We start from the raw sequence: 21653 nt of genomic DNA on the forward strand, positions 1-21653 counted from the left end.
TTCAAGCGCCTTTACGCAATTATGGAGTGACCATGGCCAAGGAAGAAATGCTCGAATTCCCCGGCGTCGTGAAGGAACTCCTGCCAAATGCGACGTTTCGGGTCGAGCTTGAGAACGGCCATGAAATCATCGCACATATGGCAGGGAAGATGCGCAAAAACCGCATCCGCGTTCTCGCCGGCGACAAAGTTCAAGTCGAAATGAACACCTACGACCTTTCGAAAGGTCGCATCAACTACCGCTTCAAGTAAGCCCATGAAACTGATCCTAGGCTCCGCGAGCCCGAGGCGACGCGAGCTACTGGACCAGCTAGGTCTGGTGCCCGACGCCGTGCGGGCACCCGATATCGACGAGACCCCCCGCAAGAATGAAGGCCCCCGCGATTATGTCGCGCGGATGGCCCGCGAGAAAGCAATGGCGCTGGATCTTGCGGCCGATGAGGTCATTCTTTGTGCCGATACCACCGTCACCTGTGGCCGCCGCATCTTGGGCAAACCCGAAGATGCCGCCGAGGCCGCCGAATTCCTTTTTATGCTGTCGGGCCGTCGTCACCATGTGCTGACGGCTGTGGCCGTGCGTGGGGCCTTTGGTATCCGTGAACGTCTGGTCGATACGGTGGTGAAATTCCGCCCGCTGTCGAATGAGGATGTGAACGCCTATCTTGCCTCGGGCGAATGGCAGGGCAAGGCGGGTGGCTATGCCATCCAAGGCTTGGGCGGGGCCTTCATTCCGTGGATCCAAGGGTCTTACACCGGCGTCGTGGGGCTTCCCCTCGCCGAGACCGCAACCCTACTGACATCGGCGGGCGTGACCGCCAAGGAGGCCGTATGAAGGGGCGTACTATCGTTCTGGGCAGCTACAAAGAACGCGAGGCCGCCGCTTTGATGGTGGATGGTCAACTGGAAGATTTCCTGATTGATGCCTCCGAAGTGCAGCCGCTTGCGCCGGGTGCGATCCTGCGCGGCAAGGTGGGCCGCCAGATGAAGGGGCAGGGCGGGGTTTTCGTGGACCTGCCCGAAGGCCAGCGCGGCTTCCTGCGCGAGGTCAAGGGCCTTGCGCCCGGTCAGACTGTGATCTGCATGGTCACTGGCGGCACCGAGGCGGGCAAGGCCGTTCCGGTCTCGCTGCGGGTGCTGTTCAAATCGCGCTACTGCATCGTGACGCCCGGTGCGCCCGGCATCAATATCTCGCGCCGTATCCGCGACGAGGACACCCGCGATGGTCTGAAGTCGCTGGCGGATGTGGTGATGGACGGCTCGGATATGGGGTTGATCCTGCGCTCTGCCGCGCCGTTGGCCGAGGAGGGCGAGCTGGCCGAGGATATCAACGCCATGCGCGAGCTGGCCGAGGCGGTGATGGCGGATCTCTCGGGCGAGCCGGAGCTGCTGGTTGATGTGCCGGACCCGCATGAGGAGGCATGGCGCGACTGGGCCGAGCCGGAACCCGAAGAGGTGATCGAGGGCTCCTTCGAGGAGCACGGGGTGCTCGAGCAGCTCGACGCGCTTTTGCGCGCGCGGGTCGAGTTGCCGGGGGGCGCGCATATGATGATCGAGCCGACGCGCGCGCTGATCGCCGTGGATGTGAATACCGGCAATGACACCTCGCCTGCGGCCAGCCTGAAGGCCAATATCGCCGCCGCGCGCGAGCTGCCGCGTCAGCTGCGTCTGCGGGGCTTGGGTGGGCAGATCGTTGTCGATTTCGCGCCGATGCCCAAACGTGACCGCCAGCCACTGGAGCAGCAGATGAAGACCGCCTTCAAGGGCGAGGCCGAGGCATCGCTTGCGGGCTGGACGCCCTTGGGCAATTACGAGCTGCAACGCAAACGCGATCGCGTCTCGCTGGAGGCGCTGGTCGGGAAGGGGGCAGTATGAGCTGCCCCGTCTGCGGCAAGAAAGCCGATGCCAAATACCAGCCGTTCTGCTCCAGACGATGCGCCGATGTGGATCTGGCGAAGTGGCTTAACGGGTCCTATGTGATTCCGGGCGATATTGCCGAGGAAGAAGAGCGCGCACCGGAGGAATGGGCCCCCGATCAGAAACCTCACTGATCTGAAAATACTGGAGAATTCGGAATTTTGAGGGGGGCTGGAAGGAAATTTGAAAAAACTTCAAATTCCCTCTGGACACCACCCCCGAGCTTCTCTAAATACCGCCCTACCGAAGCAGAGGGCAGCGCCCGAAGCCGAAAGTGCCCGGATAGCTCAGTTGGTAGAGCAGCGGATTGAAAATCCGCGTGTCGGTGGTTCGAATCCGCCTCCGGGCACCACTTTTTCACACTGAAATTGTTGGTTTTTTCCTGTTTCAAGGCCCGCTCCTTTATTGGGGTTTGACAGTTTTTGGGAAGGGTTTGACAGTTTTGGTTCTGCGCTCGATCTCGTCTTGGTAGGCCTGCATCGTTTCTCGGTTGCGCTCGGCCAGTTCCGCGTCCCGTGAATACCAGTTCGCCATGCTCTCGGTCTTTTGGCCCAAGAGGTCAGCAATCGACCGTAGGTCCATGCCGCTTTCGCGCAGGATGGTCGCCATAGTGTGCCGCAGGCCTTTAAGGGTCAGGTCCGCAGGCAGCGTCTCGGCGGCAACTTGGGTTGCCTTGTAGCGGTGCCACACCGTCGAAAAGCCGTCATATGTCCAAGGGCGGCCGCGCGAAGTGGCTAGGATCGTGATCGCATCGTGGGGTGGCTGTGCGTCCAGGACGGCCTTCAGTCGCTCAGGCATGGGCATCGGTGCCTGATTGCCGGTCTTGCCGCGCTGCGCCCAGATCATCCCGTCGGAAATGGCGTTACGGGTTGGGTCACCGTCACAACGTCACACCCCTTATAGGGGTGTGTGACGCTTGTGACGCTGGATTGACCGCCGTCACGTCCGTCACAGGGCGTAACATGTGACGCATTGTGACGGTCTTCTTCGCCGCAGATCCAAACGAAGTTGTCTACGATCCGGATTAGTTCCTTGTCATGTAGGCCGTCCTTGGCCCGCATGAACGCCGTTCTAAAGGCGCTCGGTGCGCCGCCGTCGCTGAGACTGTGCCGCTGGCAGTAATCGCGCCAGAGGTCCACCGAGACGCATGTGCGGGAGGCGGGGAACATATCGCCCTGCTTCACCTCGCCGTGCTGAGACATTGCGTCCTGAAGCGCCTGCATAGCGATCTTCTTTTTGCCTGCGAGCTTGGGCTTCCGACTCTTCACCGGCGCGTCACACGGCGTCACAACGCAGGATGTGACGGCATCCCCGTCTTCGTCCTTCCCGAGGAAAACCGGCTCTAGCATATAACTAAAGGTCTGCCCTGTCGCCATGTCCCGCTGCTTCTTGGCTTCGGCGGTGATGATCATCTCGTCGCGCGTCAGCTCGATCTCGGTATCGACCGCAGCCCGCAAGGCCCCACTGCCCCGCGCGCCCTTAGAGGTGTCTTTGCCGCTGTGGTGGATCACCATGACATGAGCGCCAGTCTCTGCCCTTATGAAGTCCATGTTCTTCACGAACCGGCCCATATCCTGCGCGGTGTTCTCGTCGCCGTTGCCCATCGATCGGGCCAGTGTGTCCACGACGATGAGACGGGGCCGAAGGCTTGAGATCACATCGACCAAGGCTTCACCATCACCGGGGGCGCAGAAGTCCATTGTCAGGGACAGGAGCTGAAAGTTACCCTCTTCCACGATGCGCTTGGCAAGGTCGGACCTCTTGCGCTTGAATGCCTCGATACGGGAGGCAAGGCCAGATCCGCCTTCGGCGGCGATATAGACCACAAGGCCCTCTTGGACCTTGGCGCCATACCACGGCTCACCGGCGGCCACATGCAGGGCCATATCGAGCGCAAAGAAGGTCTTGCCCACGTTACTTTCGCCATAGACCACCGAAAGGGCCTCACGGTCGAGCCAGCCCTTTACCATGTATCGAGATGTGAGAACCGGCTGGATCGCGCAAAAGGGCTGCATCGCATTGCAGATAGTCAGGGCGCGGGCGCGAGCCTTCGGGGCGGGTTCAGGCATGTCGCGCGGGTCGGCCATGCCGTCCATGTCTCGGAAACTGTAGCCCATCATGCACCCCGCACATGTTTGAGGAATGCTTGCTGATCGGCTCGACTCAGCGCACGGAAGGAGACAAGGGCATAGGCCTTCAGTTCTTCGCGGGTCGCATAGCCCGCCCAGAACTTGGCTTCGTCCATGATGCCAAAGAGGGCAGGACCGAGCGCGCCCTGTCGAAGATCGGCAAGTGCCGCCTCCATGACTTTGCAGGCATCAGCGGGATGGCATTCGGCAATTGCGAGCCCCAAAACCATTGCCGCTTTTGCGCGTTTATGATATGTTCCACTAACGAAAGAACTGTTTTTCTGTATCCCGGTAGCGTCTGCCCGCGCTCCGGGATTTTTCTTTTCTTCGTTTTTGTTCTTATCGCTGAGTTTGACATTTGGCGGATAAGCTATTGATGTTCCGTCGTGCGTTTGACGCGTCTCTTCTTGGTAACTAATTGATTTTGAAGGTTTGGCGTCGGCTTGAAAATCCGCGTGTCGGTGGTTCGAATCCGCCTCCGGGCACCACTTTTTCACCATGAAATTGTTGGATGCTACGTTCTGTAAGGCCTGATGCTTTATCGGAGTCTGGCAGTGCTGGTCCTGCGCTCGATCGCTTCTTGATAGGCCTGTGTAGAGAGACACAGATATCTTCAGTGATACCGGAAGAGGCCAGAACACCCCGGAAGAAGCCGGAAGGGCCAGTAAAATAAGGCGTTTAATGCCGTCGAGGCCCCATTGAGGCCACGCGACAGGGTGTCTTTCAGTAAGACCGAAAATGGCCGTTTAACGAGCGAGTGCGACACAGAGTTTTTCAGTAGCCGTGCGCTGTAACTTTTACAGGATAAGGATCCCCACGGCGACCAACCGAAATCGGGTGGCACATAGCAGGGAAATCTGGCCGAGTGCTTCCGATAGTCGCCGTAAGCTTGTCCTGTAGCCTTATTTTTAAAGGATTTAGCGCCAATGGGCGCAGATCAGGGCCTATCCTCTATCTTTCGTCGATCTGCTGACCTGAGCGCTATCTGACGATCTGCGTCGGGCATATGACGGCCTTTCAGACCTCGAATGACGGCAAGTTTTGTAGCCTCTCGCGCAGTCGGGAACATGCAAATCTGGCCGCGAGTTCGAAATTCTGTTGCATGTTCGAGATAAGCCCCTTTTTTTATTGATTTTCTCCGAGTTTTCGGCCCTGATCTTCACCCTCCGAACATGCAAATGATTTTCAACCAGTTCAGGGGGAAACTGGGGCGTTTGGGCTGGTATTTATGGGCTAGTAAATACCACTGGAGATACCATGAAGCACCCCGTACTGGCGAACATACCCGATGAGTACGAAGCCGAAGGTCCGTTTGAGATCCGCCCGGAATGGCCGGGATATGCAAACGATGACGATAGCTGGCAAGTAGCTCGTCCGACAACTAAGCAAGGGCGGTTGTCTGGCATCAGTCCCGGCGCAATTTGTGTTTGCGCCGATAAGGCGAGCGCCGAAGCTGTGCGTGACGCCCTAAACTCCTTCGATAATGTGTCCAGATCGCCCTTGGAGGTCACCGCATAATGGCTGATCACGAACTTAACGGCGATCGTTACATCGACCCTGAAGACGCCGAGAACATCGGCATCAAGGTCATCGAGATGGCCGATAGATGTAAGCGCATGGACATGGCTGTGCCCGGCGTTGAAGCAAGCTGGCATTTCGAGATGGATGACGTGCGCTATGCCGTCACCGTGTCGGTATCGAAGGATGCGCCACATGAGTGATCTGATGCCAATCTTTGACGCCGCTCTGGTCGCGAGCGGCACCCGTGCAAATGCCAAGACCTACAAGCCCGAGGAGCTGGAGCGCGCCCGCCGCGCTCTTGAGCGGACCATTGAGGCAATCGATCGAGCGCTTGGCTATCAGGTGATCGCCCGCGTCACGGTCAGTGGAGAACCGAAAGAAAAGACGAAAGGTAGCAGCGATGACCATAACTAAGGTGACTAACGCTGAAATCGAAGGACTGATCACTGCATTGAAGAAAGCCAGAAGTTCCGGAAAAGCCCCGGATTGGCGGGTCCTGCATTCGGCTATTTACTGGATTTCGCAGATCGGCGTAAAGCGCGAAGCCGATCCGGCAGTGACCGTTGCAGGGGCCTATCTCGCCGCGTCGGAGCTTATGGCGTGTGATCGCATCCCTACCGCCAGCGGCCGTGCCGAAGCTATTCGTGCGCTTATTCCTGAAGCGGCTAAGATGGCGCTGATCGCCCATGAAGAGCGCATCCGCCATGAAGAACGCGAAAAGTACATGAACCAGAGCCAAAAGGCGCATGCTGCCTCTGACGAATCTGGCAGTGACTGGATGGTCATGCCGCCGCGTCCGGCATCTCCCGTCAAGAAAGCTGAGCCCTCGAACACGGCGTCGGCCGTCAATCCTGCATCTCCGTTCACGGTGAACTTTACGGGTGACCGTGCGCGAGCTGTGCTCCAGCTGGAGAATAATAAAAGATCGGTCGAAAAAAAGAGGCGGTCTCTGAAGGAGTTTGGCCTCGCGTTTGCCAACCCGGAAGAATTTGATGGTTACGAGACCGCATGGCAGACCTACTTGGCCCGCCCTCCCAAGGAAAACTACACACAGCTGTACGTCCGGACGAAAAGCGGCACCTGCCTTCTTTGCGAAGAGCTGCACCTGTTCAGCAATATGGATCTAGGTCCTGCAATCCTTGGCGAAGACGGGTCTATCCTGATGTATGCAACGCATCGCAAGGCCAACTTCGAGGACGAATGGGATCTTCTGCCTCTGCCCACTGAAGAACATGCGGCCTGGGGGATCAACCTGATCTACATTCCGGCCAGTGAAGTCGCCGAGATCCGGGTGATGCACCCGTTCGACCCGAAAAAATTGGCCGAAAAAGCCTCCGAACAGGCCGAGGCCCCGTGATGTGTGAAGAAAAGCGCGCAGAGAATGGCCGACCATGCCGCCACGTCCGAGATCACCTGTCTCCAAATGCAACACCAGTCGGAAAATCCAATATGGCGAACAAGTATTTGCAGTGTCTCGTAAACGCAGTGGGCAGCTTGCGGCGCAAGATTGCCTTGTTTATTTGCCCCGATCTCGCCCACGAGAAGCTTCCTGTGGCAGTTGTAAACCACCGGCAGGAACAAATTGAAGTCCAAGTCCAGGAGGATACTGTCCACGTTCGCCTAAAGCCGCAGCTAGATGCGACAGCACGGCGATCCTGGGAGGAGTTCTTTGCCAAGCCAGGAGACCTCTCTATCAGAGAGCTATACGAGCTCGAACATCGAATTTTCTTTGCGCCGAGTGCGTTTGATGAGGCGATCATCTGGCTTAAAGAAAGCCGTGCTAAGGGCTGGAAACTACCAGAAGACCGCGAGCGATATATCGGCAATATGATCCTTCTTGCGTCAGCTATATCGTGAATTACGGGTAGCTATGTGCGATTGGCGTCGCACATAGCCGCAAATTTCCAATTCAGGACCTGTTCGTATCTCTCAGCAGGTTATCGATATAGATCTTCACCTCAGAGGGCCCATCATATGCCTTCGCCTTTTCTTCGATCCTCTGGTGTTGCTCCGTATCAAGTTCTTCTAGAGCTGCTTGAAGTATTACCCAATGCGCGGCCATTTTATAAAGTAGGCCACGTTGAACTGCTCCAATTTCTGCGATCATCTTATGAGTTAAATCGCGCTCTAATTCTTTGAGCGCCTTTTCCAGATATTTCTCTGTCAACATATCGAGGTATCTCCCTTTGCGTGAATTGCACTCATTTGACCCAAGATGAGTGAAGATGGGGGCGCAGAATCTGTAATTTTTTCAAACACGGAGAGGCTCCTTAAACGGGGGAAAAACCGCCGAGCGAGAAACCATCCACAGAACTAATCTTGCCCCGCCATAAACTGGCACCTTCACTGGGCAGCCGTGATCCATCCGGCGCAAAGTGCCGCGCGTCTCTTAGATGTATATACGTGACACGCGGCCGCTCCCTTTCGTCTTCGGTAGCTGTTTCTTCCATGTAAATCTTGGCCATGCCTCGGCATTCTTCGGCTAAATGCGCAATTACTTCATGACTATTCGGCCCCGATTTCGCAGATGAAAGCGAATTTGCTAATGCGTCGTAATAGGTACTAACATTAATAATTACCCCAGACACGATGCCACCTCCTATTGTTAAAACAACAGGGATTTGCAATCCATAGTCGGTGTATTCCACTAGCCGTTGGAGCAGGAAATCTTCTTCATCAACCAGCATGGTCGAACTAATTTCCGCATTCGAAGTTTTAGTATCATCTGATGTGCCACTTTCGCTCATCTCTTACTCCTCTCCGTCTAAAAACTGTCACTTCCGAGCTGGTCGAGCATGCGCTCCCAGCTCTTTTTTATTGGGTCAGCTGATGCGCTCCGAGTGCCCCCACCAACAAACACGGCCGATGATCCGCAGATCGTCAGGGTCACTGGAGCTTCTGAATTCCGGGCTGAACTCTGGATTATCTGATAGAATGGCGACCAAGCCTCTATCAACGTAGCTAACGCGCTTAATACGCGCTTCATCTCCAACCATTAGGGCGAATACGGGCGGTCGCGCTGTTCTGTAGTCTTTAGGTCTCGGACCGATCTCGCGCCGCCCCGTGTCTATCAACACTAGGTCTTTCTCTGAGATGGTCGGAGCCATGCTGTTGCCTCTGACGCGAGCCAGTACAGCATTATTCGGCGAGATCCCCATCCCGCGCAGCCACTCTCTTTTAAACGCGAGGTAATCAACAATGGATGCCTCACCGTTTACTATCCCGTTCCCTGCTGCCAGCTCTGCAGCGTGTAGTGGGATATTTACCAGATTATCGCTGTCGGATGGCGCGATAGCATCAGCGCCAATGGTTAGACTCTCGCCAAGGGCGTTAAGGATTGCATGTAGCCTTTCAAGCGAAGGGAAGCTTCCTTTTCGCAAGTTTTTCATAAGGGCATCACTGCTGCCGATACGCCTGGCGAACTGGGTCTCAGATTCGCTGCGATCGTGCAGGTATCCTTCGAGCCTCTTAACGAGGCTCGGCAGGAAATCCTCTTTGTTAAGTTCGCTCCACAACATTGCGCCAAGATAAGTTTATCTTGTCTGGATTAAAAGCGATATTTTTATCTTGAATGGGATAAGATTATCCGGCATCTTATCTACATGGCAAAAAACATCACCGAGCAACTCATGGAACTCTGCGCGCAACTGTCGCGCCATAAAAATATCAGCCACTGGCGGGTGTCGTACCTCGCCCGAGGCGACGGCCAATTCTTCAAACGTCTGGAAGCCGGCAAGGGCTGTACTGTCCAAACTGCTGATAACGTTGCGCAATGGTTTTCCGATAACTGGCCCGAGGATCTCGATTGGCCTGCGGATATCCCGCGCCTTCCCGTCAGCAAAAAGGACGCAGCCTGATGACGGACTGCATCATCCTTCTGGGCTGCCTTGTAGCCATTCTTATCTGGATCGCCCTGTTCCACGCCCTTGAGGTGCTGTGATGGCGGTCTGTGTCTCCCTCCCTTCGGTCGGTGGACCTCCGAAGGATCAGGGCCGCTCCGACGGCAAGAAGGCGGCAACGCCCGGCCGTCGGAGCGCGAATTCAAATCTTGGCAAAGTAGCCATCAGCAACGAGGAGGTCACCGTATGACGCACATGCCCATCCGGCAGATCAGCCGTATCTGCATCCCTGGCGTTTTGATCAGTCGGGCAGTCGAAGCAGCGCTATATCCTGTGGTCCTGGCAGGCCCGGAGCTTGCAAAGTTTCTTGAGCCGAAAGTTGCACGGCTTTCCGGCATTTCGGCCCCTTCACGTCTGCAATGTTGGCTGCGAGACGCAGGCCTCTGGCTGCTTGAAGACCCTGACAGCGAGGCTGGATCCACGGATGATCCCGAGAGTTCGGATCAAGATGATTTCGCAGCCGATATCTTGCGCAGAGAGCTTCGCGCACAGGCGCAAAGGCTTCCTCGGATGCCGATCCTTCCGGCTCGTATGAGCCATGAAATCGAGGAGGTCGTGAACAGCACCGAACACGTCCCTTACATGCTCGCCCAAGCAACCCCCGTCCGTCGGAGCGTGAACTATGATCCGCTCGTGGGGCGCGCGAGCCTCCGTTTCCAATTCGACGCGCAACCTGCCGGCGCGTCGATGTCCTCCAGGCTGCGCGGGTTCCTGTCCCTGACGCGTGCGGTCTGGGGGCGCTTTGAAGGCAGCCTGATTTCCGATGTCGTGGGGGTTGTGTGCCTCTTCGTCATCCTGTTCGGGGCGCTTTTCCTGCCCCTCGTTTTCAACTGATCGGTACGGAAAGGTCCACACCATGCCGAAACCCCACCTTATGCAAAAGACTATGGTCGCTGTTGCCGAGGTCGATACCTCGAACCGGCTGCGGCCCGTGACGGAGGCTGGTGTTGCCAGTCTGATCGCCTCGATCGAGGAGCTGACCGTCATGAAAGACCCGATCCATGTCCGCCAGAAGAAGGGCGGCGCGCTGGTGCTGATCGCAGGCGGTCACCGCCTCGAAGCCGCCAAGCGTCTGGGCTGGGAGGAAATCGAGGCCAAGATCTGGACGGATGTCACCGACGATTGGTCGCGCCTGATGGAGATCGACGACAATCTGGCCGGTGCAGAGATGGACCCGCTTGATACGGCGGTCTTCCTTGCCGAGCGTCAGCGCGTCTATGAGAAGCTGCATCCCGAAGCGAAACATGGGGGCATTCGGGGCAACCAGCACACCGGCGGTTGGCAAACGGACATTATGTCCTTTTGCCAAAGTACCGCGGAAAAGTTCGGCATCACCGACCGCCATGTCCGCCGTATGGTGGCCGCAGGCAAGCTGGGCCTGCCGGTGCCCCACAAGGTCGCCCGCAAGCCGCGCCCGGGCCGCGAGCGGATCACCGTCAGCCGCAAGCTCTTGGAGGGTCTCGGGGCCCATAGCGCCGCCCGTGGCCTGACCGAGAGCGAGCTGGCCAGTCGGATCCTCGAAGCCGTCATCTTCGGCCACGGCATCGACGCTCTTCTGCCCCATGGAGGCCCGCATGCCTGACACCGTGTTCACGCCCGCCAAACTGATCCGGCGGCTGACCGATCACCCGCCGCCCGCCAGACCCGAATGGCAATTCCTTGATCCCTGTTCCGGCACAGACTGGACCGCATTCACCCCCATCGCCCCCCTGAAGGACATCGACCATGACTGAGCATTCCACCATCCCGACCGGCCGTCAGACGATCAACGGCACCGAATATATGGCTGACACCAAGGGCGCACTCGTGCCCGTCTCGCTGATCAAGCCCGAGAACCTCCTCGAGGACGAGGTCGTGCGCAAGATTGCAGGTTATGCCTCTGATCTGTCTGCCCAAGTTTCCCGCTTCAAGGCCCATACCTTCGATGATCTGGGCGGTTTCGAAGCTCTCCTCCAGCAGGAATATAAGGTCACCAAGGGCGGTGCGAAGGGCAACAAGACTTTCATGTCCTTTGACGGTCTGATGAAGGTGCAGGTCTCGGTCGCCGACCGGATCGATTTCGGGCCGCAGCTGCAGATCGCCAAGGATCTGATGGACGAATGCCTGAACGAATGGGCCGCAGATGCCCGTGACGAGATCCGCACCATCGTGACCCGCGCCTTCAATACCGACAAGGAAGGCCAGATCAACCGCACCGAGATCTTCATGCTCCTGCGCCTCGACATCAAGGATGACCGCTGGCAGCGGGCCATGACGGCGATCCGCGATGCCATGCGGGTCGTGGGCTCGAAAACCTATGTGCGCTGCTACCAACGCGCCACGCCCGAGGCGGCGTGGGAAGCCATCACCATCGATCTGGCAAAGGCCTGAGCCATGACCCATCAGCTGCAACGTTCCATCTTCGCGGGGTGCCGCGAGCTTGGCCTCGACGAGGATAGCCGGCGTGACCTGCAGCTGCGGGTCACGGGCAAGGCCTCGCTCTCGGATATGACCGATGCCGAGAAGACGGCCGTTCTGTCCGAGCTGCGGAGCAAGGGCTTCCGGGTCCGCGCTGGAAAACGCCCGATGGCCAAGCGCGGCGATATCCGCTTTGCCCATGTACTCTGGCGGCTCCTCCATGAGGCGGGCGAAACCCGCGTGGCGGGATCGGCGGGCCTCAATGCCTTCATCCGCAAGCGCTTCGCCAAGACCTGGGGCGCGGCCCCGATCGACATCGACGCGATGACCGACCATGCCCAGATCGCCATGGTCATCGACGCGCTGAAAGCGTGGTGCGCCCGCGCGGGGGTATGCAACGAATGGTAGCGGGGTGTCCGGCTCTCGTCGCAAGTACAGCGCTTCCTACCTCATGGCCAAATATCTGACAGGTGTCACAGCGACCGCTGATGCTATTGTCGGTAGTAACGGGTATGACGATGGCGATGACTATGAAACCTACTGGCCTGACGTGAGTGTCGGCGCAGGGTGGGCATTCGGAAGCTTTGCCCTAGGGCCCATGTGGATGAACTCCACCACCACTGATCCTGTCGTTATAAACCCCTCCAACGCCTATGACACTGTCGAAGTCATCACGGCCTGTGAAGCAGCGGGCGTGATCAGTATCGCGGGCCAAGAGTTTACGCCGACGGTAGGTGCATTGCAGCGGATTACCGTCAGCGTATCGCGGACCTCGGATCCTCTTTTCTTCGCGCGAGTTTCGGGCGCCGTCCAGATTGTGAGCGTCCAGCTTTACGATAGCGAGATACCGCGCATTCTTGTTGCCAATGGCGGACGAAATGGGGCGCGATCTTCGTCATGGGCAGGGGGGGCTTCATTCTTCAGCCCGATCTATGCGCTGCCGTTCTATGATGCGGATCTCTACTTCATCGAGCTTGGCGTGAATGATGCGGGCAATGTGTCTTACAGCACATATGAGACGCAGATGCGCTCGATCATCACTGCCTGCCTGAACTCTGGCGATGTAGTTCTTGTCTCTTCGATAAAGGATCCGACTCAGGGTGAGGGCCCTGCGTGGCCCGGATTTCGTGAGGTCATTCACCGGCTGGCTGCAGAGTTCCAGCTTCCGGTGATCGATATGGCCGAGCGCTTTGGCAATGATCCCGCAGCATTCATGACGGATCCCGCGCACCCTAACTTCTATGGCCAAGGCGACAAGGCGATTGCCTACGCCTCCTTCCTTCAAAATATCTGAGGCACCCAATGAACAGTAGCATTATCCTGCCCACCGCGCGTTTCTCCGCATCGCGCGATTATGTTCTTCCCATCTCCGCTGATGGTATCGAGTATCTGAACTTCTTCTCTGGCGGGGTTCGGAACTTTGGGCGCAATCTGATCCGGAATAAGGCCGGTGCGAAAGTCGTTGGGTCACCTGCGGCTGGCACAGGGTATGGCATCTTCAAGGCTGGAGCCAATTTCATAGAGACCGCGCTCGTCGGTCAAGTCGAGCGGACCTATATCCTCGCGGCAAGCGTGCCGTCTGGAAGCCCGATGATGATGGGGTCTTATGCTGGCGAGTCTGATCTGCCTAATCGCGGGGATGCTCTTTATATGAATGGCAGTGGCAGCATTACCTGCAGCGTCACGCAGGTGAACGGGGGCGTTTATTCCGGCGTGAATGCAACAGCTGCGATCTCATCGCTCAATGCGTGGAAGGTCGTTGCGTTGAGGGCAACGGCAAGCCAGATGCAGGCCATCAACCTCGCCACAATGGCTATCGACAGCGAGACACCAACCGGTGCGATAATTGCAACCACGAAAAACCTGCGTATCGGCTCAAACTACCCATCGTCGGCAAGCTCTACGCCCGTCGAGATCGCTGCAGCTATGGCCGCATCGCGCTGGATGACCGATGACGAGCTGGTTCTGATGTATGGGCGCATCCAGATCGCGCTGTCACAAGACGGCATTGTTGTGTGAAATCAGGGTATGGCCACGCCTATACCTTGCAGCTTTGTGAGCTGCCCATTCGCCTTGTTCCCGGGATCTTGATGGGCTTCTTGCTCCCCACTGGGCTTGATATACAACTTACGAGCTTCCGATTTAGGCCGAAAATATCGCGAATAACGAACTGTTTTTCTGCCAAAGACATCGATCCAACTTGTTCGAAAATCTATACGAAGTGTCTCATCGGACGCCATTTTACATGAATGATGGCAATTGCCCTGACGACTAGCAGTTGGGTTTAAGATGGAGAAACTGTGATTGACCCAAGAGAAGCCGGCGACGTCGTCGTAGCTGCCTGGGAACACGGAGGTTTCGACTGTGACTAATGACGCCGGAGTGCTGCCATAATTCTTGACTTGAAACGATAGCGCTCCCCCTGTGTCCATGGCGGGTTCCTCAATGCCTACATAGGCACGAAGTTGATCCATCCCTGTTCGCCGTGTCCATTTGAATGTTCTGTTTGTCAGTATATATGTGCGCACCACCAGTAAGGTCCCTATCAAGGAGAGAAAACTCCCGCCGACAGCGACCCATAGTGAATAAGTGGCAAGTATTAGGTTCTGCTCGGCTCGTTCTTCAGCTCGTTCTTCACGAGCTTTAGCTTCACGATCCTCCAACACTAAGATCGGAACGTGCGGGGGAAGTTCTTCCGAACGCATTGTGCCATCGATCGGCCGTTCAACGGCCTCTTGTGCTTGCAAGCTTGCACTGTGTGTTACCAAAAGTGCCGCAGCGATCACTGCCCTTAGGAGACGCATCACTAATTTTCCATGCCGAAGATCAACATTTGTAATTTCACCGTCGAAAGCGTGGCCGTCAATTTACTTATAGAAAATCGGCAAATCATAGGGGCCGATAGAACTAAGGGAACAAAAGAATTCCACGTCGTCCACCGGCCATTAAAGCGGGCATGAACACCTACGTTAAAGAAAATCGTTTGCTGCAATTATCCGTGTCCCAGACTGAAAAAGTCCGTGTCGCGCTACAGCCTGAATCGTTGCGCTGCTGCGTTTGGCGAGCGCCAAGGCGGTTTGCACAGAGGCATTGATCGCGGCCGTCTGTCGGGCGCAGAGGGCGATCGTGCGCGGCGCTGGCCTTTCGGAAGGTTCCGGCAAAACGGTCTTGAGAGGTCAGCTTTGCACGGCGTTTGATATCGCTGTTTATGTGGTGCTTTTGCTTTGCTGGCCAAGCCGTGTCTTGGCGACCTGTGCGGTGATCTTCGCGATCTGGCGGAGAAGCGGTACCATATAGGAGCTGCGCCGCCAGATCATACCGATCTGCCGTCCCGGTTCGGGGGTGTCGGCGAGGGGGATCAGGCTCATGACGGCGCTGGCCGCCATCGGGCCTTCAGTGGCGAGCTTGGGTAGCAGTGTAATTCCCATGCCCGCTGCTACCATCTGGCGCAGGGTCTCGAGGCTGGTGGCGCGGAAGCCCTCGATCTCGTCAAGGCCCCAGCGGTTGCACAGGCTGACCGCCTGATCGCGCAGGCAGTGGCCATCTTCCAGCAGCATCATTTCCTCGGCCCCCAGATCGGCGAGATATAGCGGCCCGCTATGCGCCAGCCGATGGCCTTGCGGCACAGCCAGCAGGAAGGGTTCCTCGAAAAGTGGCTGGGTCTGGAGGGTCGGATCCTCGATCGGCAGTGCCAGAAGGGCGGCATCCAGATCACCACTGCGCAATAGCCCCAGAAGCGTTTCGCTTTTCTCTTCAAAGAGCTGCAACTGCAGCTTGGGGAATTTGCGCGCGATTTCGGGCAGCAGGGCCGGAAGAAGATAGGGGCCAAGCGTCGGGAATGCCCCAAGCCGCAGGCGGCCCGTATCGGGGGCGCGGTTGCGTTCGGCGATGGCGCGGATATCGCGGGCCTCGTCCAGCATCTTCTGCGCACGGGCCACGATTTCCTCGCCCACCGGGGTCAGCAACACCTGCCGTTTGCTCCGCTCGATCAACTGGACGCCAAGGCTTTCTTCGAGCTTGCGCAGCTGGGTCGAGAGAGTGGGCTGGCTGACATTGCACATCTCTGCCGCACGACGGAAATTCCGCAGGCGGGCCAGTTCGACCAGATATTGGAGTTCGCGCAATGTCATGGGCAAAGACCTGTGACATTTACCGGCGCAAGTAAAGAGGCCAGAACAAGGCGCATAAAAAACCGCGGTCCTGACGGGCAGAACCGCGGCCTTTACCGTGAGTGGTGCACGATTACGCGGCGACCTCTTCTTTTTTCGCGGCGGTTTCTGCCGGAACAGACGTGCGGATCAGGTGGTCGAAGGCGCCCAAGGCCGCCGTTGCCCCGAGCCCCATCGCGATGACGATCTGCTTATAGGGCGTGGTGGTGCAGTCACCGGCAGCAAAGACGCCATCCATCGAGGTTGCGCCATGCGCATCGATGATAATCTCGCCACGCGGGCTCAGATCGACGGTGCCTTTGAGGAAGTCGGTATTCGGCAGCAGGCCGATCTGCACGAAGATGCCTTCGAGCGCGACATGGTGGTCTTCGCCGGTGGTGCGGTCGCGATAGGCCAGACCGTTCACTTTGGTGCCGTCACCGGTGACTTCGGTGGTCAGGGCGTTCATGATGATCGTGACGTTCGGCAGGCTGCGCAGTTTGTCCTGCAGCACCTGATCGGCACGCAGCTTGGTGTCGAACTCGATCAGCGTCACATGCGCCACGATGCCCGCAAGGTCGATTGCCGCCTCGACGCCCGAATTGCCGCCGCCGATCACTGCCGTGCGCTTGCCCTTGAACAGCGGGCCGTCACAATGGGGGCAATAGGCCACGCCCTTGTTCTTGTATTCGTTCTCGCCGGGCACATTCATCTGACGCCAGCGGGCACCGGTCGAGAGGATCACCGATTTGGACTTCAGAACGGCGCCGCTTTCCAGCGTGACCTCAACCAGATCCCCCTTGCGGGCAAGACCGGTTGCGGTTTGCAGGTTCATGATGTCCACGTCATATTCCTTGACGTGCTGTTCCAGCGCCGTGGCCAGTTTCGGGCCTTCGGTATGCGGCACCGAAATCAGGTTCTCGATGGACATGGTATCCAGCACCTGACCGCCGAAACGCTGGGCGGCCACACCGGTGCGGATACCTTTGCGGGCGGCATAGACGGCGGCAGCGGCACCGGCGGGGCCACCACCGACCACGAGCACGTCGAACGCATCCTTGGCATTGATCCTGGCGGCGGCCTTGTCTGCCGATCCGGTATCGATTTTCGCGACGATCTCGCCCAGTTCCATCCGGCCCTGTCCGAAGACCTCGCCGTTCAGGTAGACGGTCGGCACGCTCATCACCTCGCGGGCGTTGACCTCGTCCTGAAAGTCCGAACCGTCAATGGCCACATGTTTTACATTGGGGTTCAGCACGGCCATCAGGTTCAGCGCCTGCACCACATCGGGGCAGTTCTGGCAGCTTTGCGAGAAATAGGTTTCGAAGGTGAACTGGCCGTCGATCTCTTTGATCTGGTCGATCAGCTCCTGTTCGACTTTCGGCGGATAGCCCCCCACCTGCAAAAGCGCCAGCACCAGCGAGGTGAATTCATGGCCCATCGGCAGGCCTGCGAAAGTCAGCGAAATATCGACCCCCGGCGAGGTCAGGCTGAAGGAGGGCTTGCGGGTATCGGTGCCATCAACGGCGACCGACACTTTGTCATTGAGTTCCGCGATCTCGGTCAGCAGCTCGACCATTTCGGCAGAGCGGGCCGTGTCATTGGTCGAGGCGGTCAGAACGACCGGACGCACCAGCCGTTCGAGATAGGCGGAAAGTTGGGTCTTGAGCGTGCTGTCGAGCATGGGAGAACTCCGAATGTCTGGGGGAGGACCAAAACGTGCGCTCTGCGTCCTTGCGGCGCAGCGATCGGCATCGAGCTTTGGCGGGGGAACCTCTGCGCAAGGAGCGCAGAGGCGATGTTTGTGATCCTGACGGATCAGATTTTGCCGACGAGTTCGAGCGACGGTGCGAGGGTTTTCTCGCCTTCTTTCCATTTGGCGGGGCAGACTTCGCCCGGATGCGCGCGCACATATTGTGCAGCCTTGATCTTGCGCACGAGGTCGGAGGCATCACGGCCGATCCCTTCTGCGGTGATTTCCATCGCCTGGATCACACCATCGGGGTCCACGATGAAGGTGCCACGATCTGCCAGACCTTCATCTTCGCGCATCACTTCGAAATTGCGGGTGATCGCGCCGGTCGGGTCGCCGATCATCGCATATTGGATCTTCACGATGGTATCGGAGGATTCGTGCCATGCTTTATGGGTGAAGTGGGTGTCGGTCGAGACCGAGAACACTTCCACGCCCATTTTCTGCAGCTCGGCATAATGGTCGGCCACGTCGCCCAGTTCGGTCGGGCAAACGAAGGTGAAATCGGCAGGGTAGAAGAAGAACACTGCCCATTTGCCCGCGATATCGGCGTCGGTCACGTCGATGAATTTGCCTTGCTTGAAGGCTTTGGCGGCGAACGGTTTGATCTTGGTATTGATGAGAGCCATTGTCGTGTCCTCGTCTTTTGGTTTGGGAGGCCGGTTCTTTACGATCCGGTTCGGGATTTAACCCTTGGACGCACATTGTCACGTTCCGCAGATTATATGAAATTGATTGTTCTGCTAGTTTTGATAGCTTTTATCTATCGTGCCTTCCTCCGGCACGGCGCAGGCGGCCAGCAAGGGAGCCAGCTCATGCGCGGCATGGATCAGCTTGGCATCCTCGTGCCGTGCCGCCACCAGCATCAGCCCGACGCCGGCATGGGGCAGCGGCAGGGATATCGCACAACCGTCGATCACATTGGCCAGCGACGTGTTGCGCAGCGCCAGCTGGTTGAGGCGGTTGAACGCCTCTTCGTCCTCCAGCGCCGAAAGCTGCGGCGGCAGGATCGGCGTGGTCGGCAGCACGATCGCGCGGCCCAGAAGCTCGCGCTTGGCGCTGCGGGCGATCGTTTCGCGCAAGAGCAGGCTACGGGCGTAATCGGGTGCGGTGACCTCATCGGCGCGCGCCATGCGTTTTGTGACACGTGAATCAATACGGTCGTGGAGTTCGGCATATTCGCTTGCGTGATGGAGCCGCGATTCGACCGCCGAGAAATGCCAGATCTCGAGCTGGCGATAGAGGTCGAGGAACGGTAGGTCCATTTCGATGATGCGGTAGCCCGCCTCCGTCAGCACCTCCCGCGCATCCTCGAAGGCCTCTGCCACCTGCGGGTCCAGCGCATCGCGGCCAAAGCTGCGCGGCAGGATCAGTTCTTGCGGCAGTTCGGCCTCATCATAGGGGGCATCGCGCAGCACTTCCATCGCGGCATGGAGGGTCAGCGCATCGCGTGCCATCACCCCAACGCTATCCAGTGTATGTGACAGCGCTACGGCACCGTCGCGGGGCACATCGTCAGCGGTGGGTTTGAAGCCGATAATCCCGCAAAACGCCGCAGGAATGCGCAGCGAGCCGCCCGTATCCGTGCCAAGCGCGATATCGGCCACGCCCCGCGCCACAGCGGACGCCCCGCCCGAGGTCGACCCTCCGGCAATCGCACCCGCGATCAACGGTGTCAAAGGGGTGCCGTAATGCGGGTTCTGCCCGAGGCCGGAATAGGCGAATTCTGTCATATTGGTGTGGCCGACAAGCCCCGCGCCTGCCGCACGCATCCGCGCGACGGCAAGGGCATCTTTTGTCGCCAGCGGGCGGGTGTCACGGGCTTTGGAACCCGCGCGCGTCTGGTAACCCTGCACATCAAAGAGGTCCTTGACTGCCACGGTCAGACCGTCCAGCGGCCCGTCCGATGGCCCGGGCACGGGGCCTGTGAAGACCTGAGTGAAATCGGGCGCTTTGGCACGGGCGCGGGCGAGGGTCAGCGGATCGGAGGTCATAGCGGCACTTTCGGCTGTCGGCAGAGCTGATCGGTGCGGACCGGATCTGCCAGAGAAATCTGCCCCGATTTGTGAGCCAGCTTTCCTGTGAAGTCCAGCCCTCCCGCCTTGTGCACAGACAGGCCCGAGTAAGAGGTGGCCCGAGTAAGAGGCGGCCCGAGTAAGAGGTGGCCCGAATAAAGCATGGCCGAGCGCAGAAAGGTCAAAGGGCAGGTCTGCGGACCTGCCCCCTGCGTCGGTCAGTCTTTTGCCGGTGCCATCTCGGGCGGTGGGGTCGGGTCCGCGCCGTAAAGATCGCCGGGCAGTTCGGGCGGCATGGCATGGTCGGCCTCGTCGTCATTGCGATAGATCTGGTTGTGGCGGTAGATCATCAGCGTGTCCCAACGCAGCGCCTTCAGAAGCCCGATCAGGATCAGGAAGCACACCACCGCGAAGGGGAAGCCCGCGACCACGGCCGCCGCCTGTAGCGCGTTCAGCCCGCCCGCGATCAGGAGCACCGCCGCCACGCAGCCTTCGGTCACGGCCCAGAAGATCCGCTGGATCTTGGGCGGGTTCGGGTCGCCGCCTGCGGTCAGCATGTCGATCACGAAGGAGCCCGAATCCGAGGAGGTGACGAACCACATCACGATCAGGATCATCGCGAAACCGGAGGTGAGGTTCGACATCGGGAAATAGTCCAGAAGGGCGAACATGGCCTGCCCGTAAGCCTGTCTGGTGGCCTCGACCAGCGTGTTATCCCCGCCCAGCGAGATATTCAGCGCGGTGCCGCCAAAGGCGCAGAACCAGAAGAACATGATCGAGCTCGGCAACAGCATCACCCCCAGCACGAATTCGCGGATGGTGCGCCCGCGCGAGATCCGTGCGATGAAAACCCCCACGAAGGGCGACCAGCTGACCCACCATGCCCAGTAGAAGATCGTCCAGCTGTTCTGCCATGTGCTTTTTTCATTATAGGCTTCGGTCCACGTGGCCCAGCTGATGAAGTGCGAGATGTAATCGCCATAGCTCTGCACATAGAGATCAAAGATGAAGATGGTGGGGCCGACGATCAGCATGAACAGCAAGAAGACCATCGAGAGGCCGATATTGAGGTTCGAGAGCCGTTTGATCCCCGCATCAAGCCCCGCCACGACTGAGATGGTCGCCGCAAGCGTGATCAGGGCGATGATGATGACCTGTGTCAGGATCGACTGTTCCCAGCCGAACAGATCGCCCAGACCTGAATTGATCTGCATTGCCCCGAGGCCCAGCGAGGTCACGATGCCGAACATGGTGCCGAAAACGGCAAGGATATCCACCGCATCGCCCCATTTGCCGAAGATGCGCTCGCCCAGAATGGGATAGAGTGCCGAGCGGATGGTCAGTGGCAGCCCCTTGCGGAAATGGAAATAGGCCAGTGCAAGCCCGATCACGGCATAAATCGCCCAGCCGTGGATGCCCCAATGCAGGAACGAGATGACCATCGCCTGTTTGGCGGCCTCTTCGGTTTCGGGCGTGCCGACCGGCGGTGCGAAATAGTGGTAAAGCGGCTCTGCAACCCCCCAGTAGATCAGCCCGATGCCGATGCCTGCCGAAAACAGCATGGCGGTCCAGCTGAACAGCCCGTAGGCAGGTTTTTCATTCATCCGTCCAAGCCGGATATCGCCGAAGCGGCCAAACGCCAGATAGATCGCGGCGATGACGAAGAGATTCATCTCGATAATGATCGTCCAGCCGAGATTGGTGGCGAACCATGTCTGCAAACCGCCGAAAAGGGCATTTGCCTGATCGTTAAACAGCGCGCCATAGATGATGAAGCCGACGATCAGAATCGCCGAGACCGAAAAGACGCGTTTATGAACCTTTGGAAAGAACAGCAGGCGTTCCTGCTGGAGATTATCTGCCATATCTGGCCTGTCC

The 21653-nt window shown here is 58.3% G+C and carries 28 protein-coding genes and 1 tRNA gene; 17 read left to right on the forward strand and 12 right to left on the reverse strand.

From position 1 onward, the window contains the following. Nucleotides 1-32: 32 nt before the first annotated feature. The 5 genes from infA (at nucleotide 33) to AC2ISB_RS02010 (ending at nucleotide 2265) form a co-directional block, all read left to right on the forward strand. Nucleotides 33-251, forward strand: a complete 219-nt coding sequence (gene infA / locus AC2ISB_RS01990) for a translation initiation factor IF-1 (RefSeq protein ID WP_036636451.1) — start codon at nucleotides 33-35, stop codon at nucleotides 249-251. Between the two features lie 4 nt (nucleotides 252-255). Continuing rightward, complete coding sequence (locus AC2ISB_RS01995) at nucleotides 256-831, forward strand: Maf family protein (RefSeq protein ID WP_486575823.1); 576 nt, start codon at nucleotides 256-258, stop codon at nucleotides 829-831. Beyond that, nucleotides 828-1871, forward strand: coding sequence for a ribonuclease E/G (locus AC2ISB_RS02000; RefSeq protein ID WP_486575825.1), 1044 nt, complete (start codon nucleotides 828-830; stop codon nucleotides 1869-1871). The genes AC2ISB_RS01995 and AC2ISB_RS02000 overlap by 4 nt, the downstream gene beginning before the upstream one ends. Next, nucleotides 1868-2047: a DNA gyrase inhibitor YacG gene (locus AC2ISB_RS02005; protein WP_486575827.1), complete on the forward strand. Its 180-nt coding sequence runs from the start codon at nucleotides 1868-1870 to the stop codon at nucleotides 2045-2047. Before AC2ISB_RS02000 ends, AC2ISB_RS02005 begins: the two co-directional genes overlap by 4 nt. A gap of 142 nt (nucleotides 2048-2189) precedes the next feature. Continuing rightward, a tRNA-Phe gene (locus tag AC2ISB_RS02010) sits at nucleotides 2190-2265 on the forward strand. Between the two features lie 50 nt (nucleotides 2266-2315). Here AC2ISB_RS02010 and AC2ISB_RS02015 read toward each other — a convergent pair. From AC2ISB_RS02015 to AC2ISB_RS02025, 3 genes are read right to left on the reverse strand one after another with little or no spacing between them, the layout of a single operon-like run. Beyond that, nucleotides 2316-2759 (reverse strand): tyrosine-type recombinase/integrase, encoded by a 444-nt coding sequence (locus tag AC2ISB_RS02015; protein ID WP_486575829.1) that lies wholly within the window; start codon nucleotides 2757-2759, stop codon nucleotides 2316-2318. Next, entirely contained in the window at nucleotides 2756-4000 is a 1245-nt protein-coding gene (locus AC2ISB_RS02020; RefSeq protein ID WP_486575831.1) for an AAA family ATPase, read from the reverse strand. The genes AC2ISB_RS02015 and AC2ISB_RS02020 overlap by 4 nt, the downstream gene beginning before the upstream one ends. A gap of 29 nt (nucleotides 4001-4029) precedes the next feature. Continuing rightward, nucleotides 4030-4542 (reverse strand): hypothetical protein, encoded by a 513-nt coding sequence (locus AC2ISB_RS02025; protein ID WP_486575833.1) that lies wholly within the window; start codon nucleotides 4540-4542, stop codon nucleotides 4030-4032. Between the two features lie 1017 nt (nucleotides 4543-5559). Between AC2ISB_RS02025 and AC2ISB_RS02030 the strand changes: the two genes are divergently transcribed. From AC2ISB_RS02030 to AC2ISB_RS02045, 4 genes are all read left to right on the forward strand, one after another. Then, nucleotides 5560-5763, forward strand: a complete 204-nt coding sequence (locus AC2ISB_RS02030) for a hypothetical protein (protein WP_486575835.1) — start codon at nucleotides 5560-5562, stop codon at nucleotides 5761-5763. After that, on the forward strand, nucleotides 5756-5977 hold the full coding sequence (locus tag AC2ISB_RS02035; protein ID WP_486575837.1) for a hypothetical protein: 222 nt from the start codon (nucleotides 5756-5758) through the stop codon (nucleotides 5975-5977). Before AC2ISB_RS02030 ends, AC2ISB_RS02035 begins: the two co-directional genes overlap by 8 nt. Then, the gene (locus tag AC2ISB_RS02040) at nucleotides 5964-6920 is read left to right on the forward strand and encodes a hypothetical protein (RefSeq protein ID WP_486575838.1); all 957 of its coding nucleotides are present in this window, start codon (nucleotides 5964-5966) and stop codon (nucleotides 6918-6920) included. Before AC2ISB_RS02035 ends, AC2ISB_RS02040 begins: the two co-directional genes overlap by 14 nt. A gap of 92 nt (nucleotides 6921-7012) precedes the next feature. Further along, a complete protein-coding gene (locus AC2ISB_RS02045; RefSeq protein WP_486575840.1) occupies nucleotides 7013-7420 on the forward strand; it encodes a hypothetical protein in 408 nt (135 codons plus the stop codon). 52 nt (nucleotides 7421-7472) lie between these two features. Here the strand turns inward: AC2ISB_RS02045 and AC2ISB_RS02050 are convergent, their stop codons facing one another. The 3 genes from AC2ISB_RS02050 to AC2ISB_RS02060 form a co-directional block, all read right to left on the reverse strand. Continuing rightward, nucleotides 7473-7733 carry a hypothetical protein gene (locus tag AC2ISB_RS02050; RefSeq protein ID WP_486575841.1) on the reverse strand — a complete coding sequence of 87 codons (261 nt, stop codon included), beginning with the start codon at nucleotides 7731-7733 and terminating at the stop codon, nucleotides 7473-7475. A gap of 100 nt (nucleotides 7734-7833) precedes the next feature. Then, nucleotides 7834-8310 (reverse strand): gas vesicle accessory protein GvpU, encoded by a 477-nt coding sequence (gene gvpU, locus AC2ISB_RS02055; RefSeq protein WP_486575843.1) that lies wholly within the window; start codon nucleotides 8308-8310, stop codon nucleotides 7834-7836. A 75-nt stretch (nucleotides 8311-8385) separates the two neighbouring features. After that, nucleotides 8386-9078, reverse strand: coding sequence for a LexA family transcriptional regulator (locus AC2ISB_RS02060; protein WP_486575845.1), 693 nt, complete (start codon nucleotides 9076-9078; stop codon nucleotides 8386-8388). A gap of 87 nt (nucleotides 9079-9165) precedes the next feature. On the opposite strand from AC2ISB_RS02060, the gene AC2ISB_RS02065 reads away from it, so the two are divergent. The 8 genes from AC2ISB_RS02065 to AC2ISB_RS02100 all read left to right on the forward strand — a co-directional run bounded on the left by AC2ISB_RS02065 (nucleotide 9166) and on the right by AC2ISB_RS02100 (nucleotide 13878). Further along, entirely contained in the window at nucleotides 9166-9420 is a 255-nt protein-coding gene (locus AC2ISB_RS02065; protein WP_486575847.1) for a hypothetical protein, read from the forward strand. 228 nt (nucleotides 9421-9648) lie between these two features. Further along, the gene (locus AC2ISB_RS02070) at nucleotides 9649-10296 is read left to right on the forward strand and encodes a hypothetical protein (protein ID WP_486575849.1); all 648 of its coding nucleotides are present in this window, start codon (nucleotides 9649-9651) and stop codon (nucleotides 10294-10296) included. 22 nt (nucleotides 10297-10318) lie between these two features. Continuing rightward, nucleotides 10319-11044, forward strand: a complete 726-nt coding sequence (locus AC2ISB_RS02075; RefSeq protein WP_486575851.1) for a ParB/RepB/Spo0J family partition protein — start codon at nucleotides 10319-10321, stop codon at nucleotides 11042-11044. Continuing rightward, on the forward strand, nucleotides 11037-11195 hold the full coding sequence (locus AC2ISB_RS02080) for a hypothetical protein (protein WP_486575852.1): 159 nt from the start codon (nucleotides 11037-11039) through the stop codon (nucleotides 11193-11195). Before AC2ISB_RS02075 ends, AC2ISB_RS02080 begins: the two co-directional genes overlap by 8 nt. Further along, nucleotides 11188-11832: a DUF3164 family protein gene (locus tag AC2ISB_RS02085; RefSeq protein WP_486575854.1), complete on the forward strand. Its 645-nt coding sequence runs from the start codon at nucleotides 11188-11190 to the stop codon at nucleotides 11830-11832. The genes AC2ISB_RS02080 and AC2ISB_RS02085 overlap by 8 nt, the downstream gene beginning before the upstream one ends. Before the next feature lie 3 nt (nucleotides 11833-11835). Then, nucleotides 11836-12267: a phage protein GemA/Gp16 family protein gene (locus AC2ISB_RS02090; protein ID WP_486575856.1), complete on the forward strand. Its 432-nt coding sequence runs from the start codon at nucleotides 11836-11838 to the stop codon at nucleotides 12265-12267. 43 nt (nucleotides 12268-12310) lie between these two features. Continuing rightward, on the forward strand, nucleotides 12311-13153 hold the full coding sequence (locus tag AC2ISB_RS02095; protein WP_486575858.1) for an SGNH/GDSL hydrolase family protein: 843 nt from the start codon (nucleotides 12311-12313) through the stop codon (nucleotides 13151-13153). A gap of 8 nt (nucleotides 13154-13161) precedes the next feature. Beyond that, nucleotides 13162-13878: a hypothetical protein gene (locus AC2ISB_RS02100; protein ID WP_486575860.1), complete on the forward strand. Its 717-nt coding sequence runs from the start codon at nucleotides 13162-13164 to the stop codon at nucleotides 13876-13878. Nucleotides 13879-13880: 2 nt separating this feature from the next. On the opposite strand, the gene AC2ISB_RS02105 is transcribed toward AC2ISB_RS02100, so the two are convergent. The 6 genes from AC2ISB_RS02105 to AC2ISB_RS02130 form a co-directional block, all read right to left on the reverse strand. Further along, nucleotides 13881-14666 carry a hypothetical protein gene (locus AC2ISB_RS02105; RefSeq protein WP_486575862.1) on the reverse strand — a complete coding sequence of 262 codons (786 nt, stop codon included), beginning with the start codon at nucleotides 14664-14666 and terminating at the stop codon, nucleotides 13881-13883. Nucleotides 14667-15065: 399 nt separating this feature from the next. Then, nucleotides 15066-15989 carry a LysR substrate-binding domain-containing protein gene (locus tag AC2ISB_RS02110; protein ID WP_486575864.1) on the reverse strand — a complete coding sequence of 308 codons (924 nt, stop codon included), beginning with the start codon at nucleotides 15987-15989 and terminating at the stop codon, nucleotides 15066-15068. Between the two features lie 112 nt (nucleotides 15990-16101). Then, complete coding sequence (gene ahpF, locus AC2ISB_RS02115) at nucleotides 16102-17691, reverse strand: alkyl hydroperoxide reductase subunit F (RefSeq protein WP_339109187.1); 1590 nt, start codon at nucleotides 17689-17691, stop codon at nucleotides 16102-16104. Nucleotides 17692-17825: 134 nt separating this feature from the next. Next, nucleotides 17826-18389 carry an alkyl hydroperoxide reductase subunit C gene (gene ahpC, locus AC2ISB_RS02120; RefSeq protein ID WP_339109188.1) on the reverse strand — a complete coding sequence of 188 codons (564 nt, stop codon included), beginning with the start codon at nucleotides 18387-18389 and terminating at the stop codon, nucleotides 17826-17828. A gap of 114 nt (nucleotides 18390-18503) precedes the next feature. Beyond that, the gene (locus tag AC2ISB_RS02125; RefSeq protein WP_406720361.1) at nucleotides 18504-19754 is read right to left on the reverse strand and encodes an amidase family protein; all 1251 of its coding nucleotides are present in this window, start codon (nucleotides 19752-19754) and stop codon (nucleotides 18504-18506) included. A 239-nt stretch (nucleotides 19755-19993) separates the two neighbouring features. Then, nucleotides 19994-21640, reverse strand: a complete 1647-nt coding sequence (locus AC2ISB_RS02130) for a BCCT family transporter (RefSeq protein WP_486575867.1) — start codon at nucleotides 21638-21640, stop codon at nucleotides 19994-19996. Nucleotides 21641-21653 lie beyond the last annotated feature (13 nt).

The organism is Thioclava sp. NS-SX20, assembly GCF_057380695.1.

Excerpts from the sequence above, each read along its gene's own strand:
- AC2ISB_RS02015 (WP_486575829.1), bottom strand. The coding sequence starts at position 2,759 with ATGATCTGGGCGCAGCGCGGCAAGACCGGCAATCAGGCACCGATGCCC.
- AC2ISB_RS02005 (WP_486575827.1), top strand. The coding sequence starts at position 1,868 with ATGAGCTGCCCCGTCTGCGGCAAGAAAGCCGATGCCAAATACCAGCCG.
- AC2ISB_RS02130 (WP_486575867.1), bottom strand. The coding sequence starts at position 21,640 with ATGGCAGATAATCTCCAGCAGGAACGCCTGCTGTTCTTTCCAAAGGTT.
- AC2ISB_RS02025 (WP_486575833.1), bottom strand. The coding sequence starts at position 4,542 with ATGGTGAAAAAGTGGTGCCCGGAGGCGGATTCGAACCACCGACACGCG.
- AC2ISB_RS02100 (WP_486575860.1), top strand. The coding sequence starts at position 13,162 with ATGAACAGTAGCATTATCCTGCCCACCGCGCGTTTCTCCGCATCGCGC.
- AC2ISB_RS02065 (WP_486575847.1), top strand. The coding sequence starts at position 9,166 with ATGGCAAAAAACATCACCGAGCAACTCATGGAACTCTGCGCGCAACTG.
- AC2ISB_RS02040 (WP_486575838.1), top strand. The coding sequence starts at position 5,964 with ATGACCATAACTAAGGTGACTAACGCTGAAATCGAAGGACTGATCACT.
- infA (WP_036636451.1), top strand. The coding sequence starts at position 33 with ATGGCCAAGGAAGAAATGCTCGAATTCCCCGGCGTCGTGAAGGAACTC.
- AC2ISB_RS02080 (WP_486575852.1), top strand. The coding sequence starts at position 11,037 with ATGCCTGACACCGTGTTCACGCCCGCCAAACTGATCCGGCGGCTGACC.
- AC2ISB_RS02050 (WP_486575841.1), bottom strand. The coding sequence starts at position 7,733 with ATGTTGACAGAGAAATATCTGGAAAAGGCGCTCAAAGAATTAGAGCGC.
- AC2ISB_RS02045 (WP_486575840.1), top strand. The coding sequence starts at position 7,013 with ATGGCGAACAAGTATTTGCAGTGTCTCGTAAACGCAGTGGGCAGCTTG.
- AC2ISB_RS02000 (WP_486575825.1), top strand. The coding sequence starts at position 828 with ATGAAGGGGCGTACTATCGTTCTGGGCAGCTACAAAGAACGCGAGGCC.
- AC2ISB_RS02110 (WP_486575864.1), bottom strand. The coding sequence starts at position 15,989 with ATGACATTGCGCGAACTCCAATATCTGGTCGAACTGGCCCGCCTGCGG.
- AC2ISB_RS02035 (WP_486575837.1), top strand. The coding sequence starts at position 5,756 with ATGAGTGATCTGATGCCAATCTTTGACGCCGCTCTGGTCGCGAGCGGC.
- ahpC (WP_339109188.1), bottom strand. The coding sequence starts at position 18,389 with ATGGCTCTCATCAATACCAAGATCAAACCGTTCGCCGCCAAAGCCTTC.
- AC2ISB_RS01995 (WP_486575823.1), top strand. The coding sequence starts at position 256 with ATGAAACTGATCCTAGGCTCCGCGAGCCCGAGGCGACGCGAGCTACTG.
- AC2ISB_RS02095 (WP_486575858.1), top strand. The coding sequence starts at position 12,311 with ATGGCCAAATATCTGACAGGTGTCACAGCGACCGCTGATGCTATTGTC.
- AC2ISB_RS02030 (WP_486575835.1), top strand. The coding sequence starts at position 5,560 with ATGGCTGATCACGAACTTAACGGCGATCGTTACATCGACCCTGAAGAC.
- AC2ISB_RS02020 (WP_486575831.1), bottom strand. The coding sequence starts at position 4,000 with ATGGCCGACCCGCGCGACATGCCTGAACCCGCCCCGAAGGCTCGCGCC.
- AC2ISB_RS02075 (WP_486575851.1), top strand. The coding sequence starts at position 10,319 with ATGCCGAAACCCCACCTTATGCAAAAGACTATGGTCGCTGTTGCCGAG.
- AC2ISB_RS02085 (WP_486575854.1), top strand. The coding sequence starts at position 11,188 with ATGACTGAGCATTCCACCATCCCGACCGGCCGTCAGACGATCAACGGC.
- gvpU (WP_486575843.1), bottom strand. The coding sequence starts at position 8,310 with ATGAGCGAAAGTGGCACATCAGATGATACTAAAACTTCGAATGCGGAA.
- AC2ISB_RS02070 (WP_486575849.1), top strand. The coding sequence starts at position 9,649 with ATGACGCACATGCCCATCCGGCAGATCAGCCGTATCTGCATCCCTGGC.
- ahpF (WP_339109187.1), bottom strand. The coding sequence starts at position 17,691 with ATGCTCGACAGCACGCTCAAGACCCAACTTTCCGCCTATCTCGAACGG.
- AC2ISB_RS02125 (WP_406720361.1), bottom strand. The coding sequence starts at position 19,754 with ATGACCTCCGATCCGCTGACCCTCGCCCGCGCCCGTGCCAAAGCGCCC.
- AC2ISB_RS02090 (WP_486575856.1), top strand. The coding sequence starts at position 11,836 with ATGACCCATCAGCTGCAACGTTCCATCTTCGCGGGGTGCCGCGAGCTT.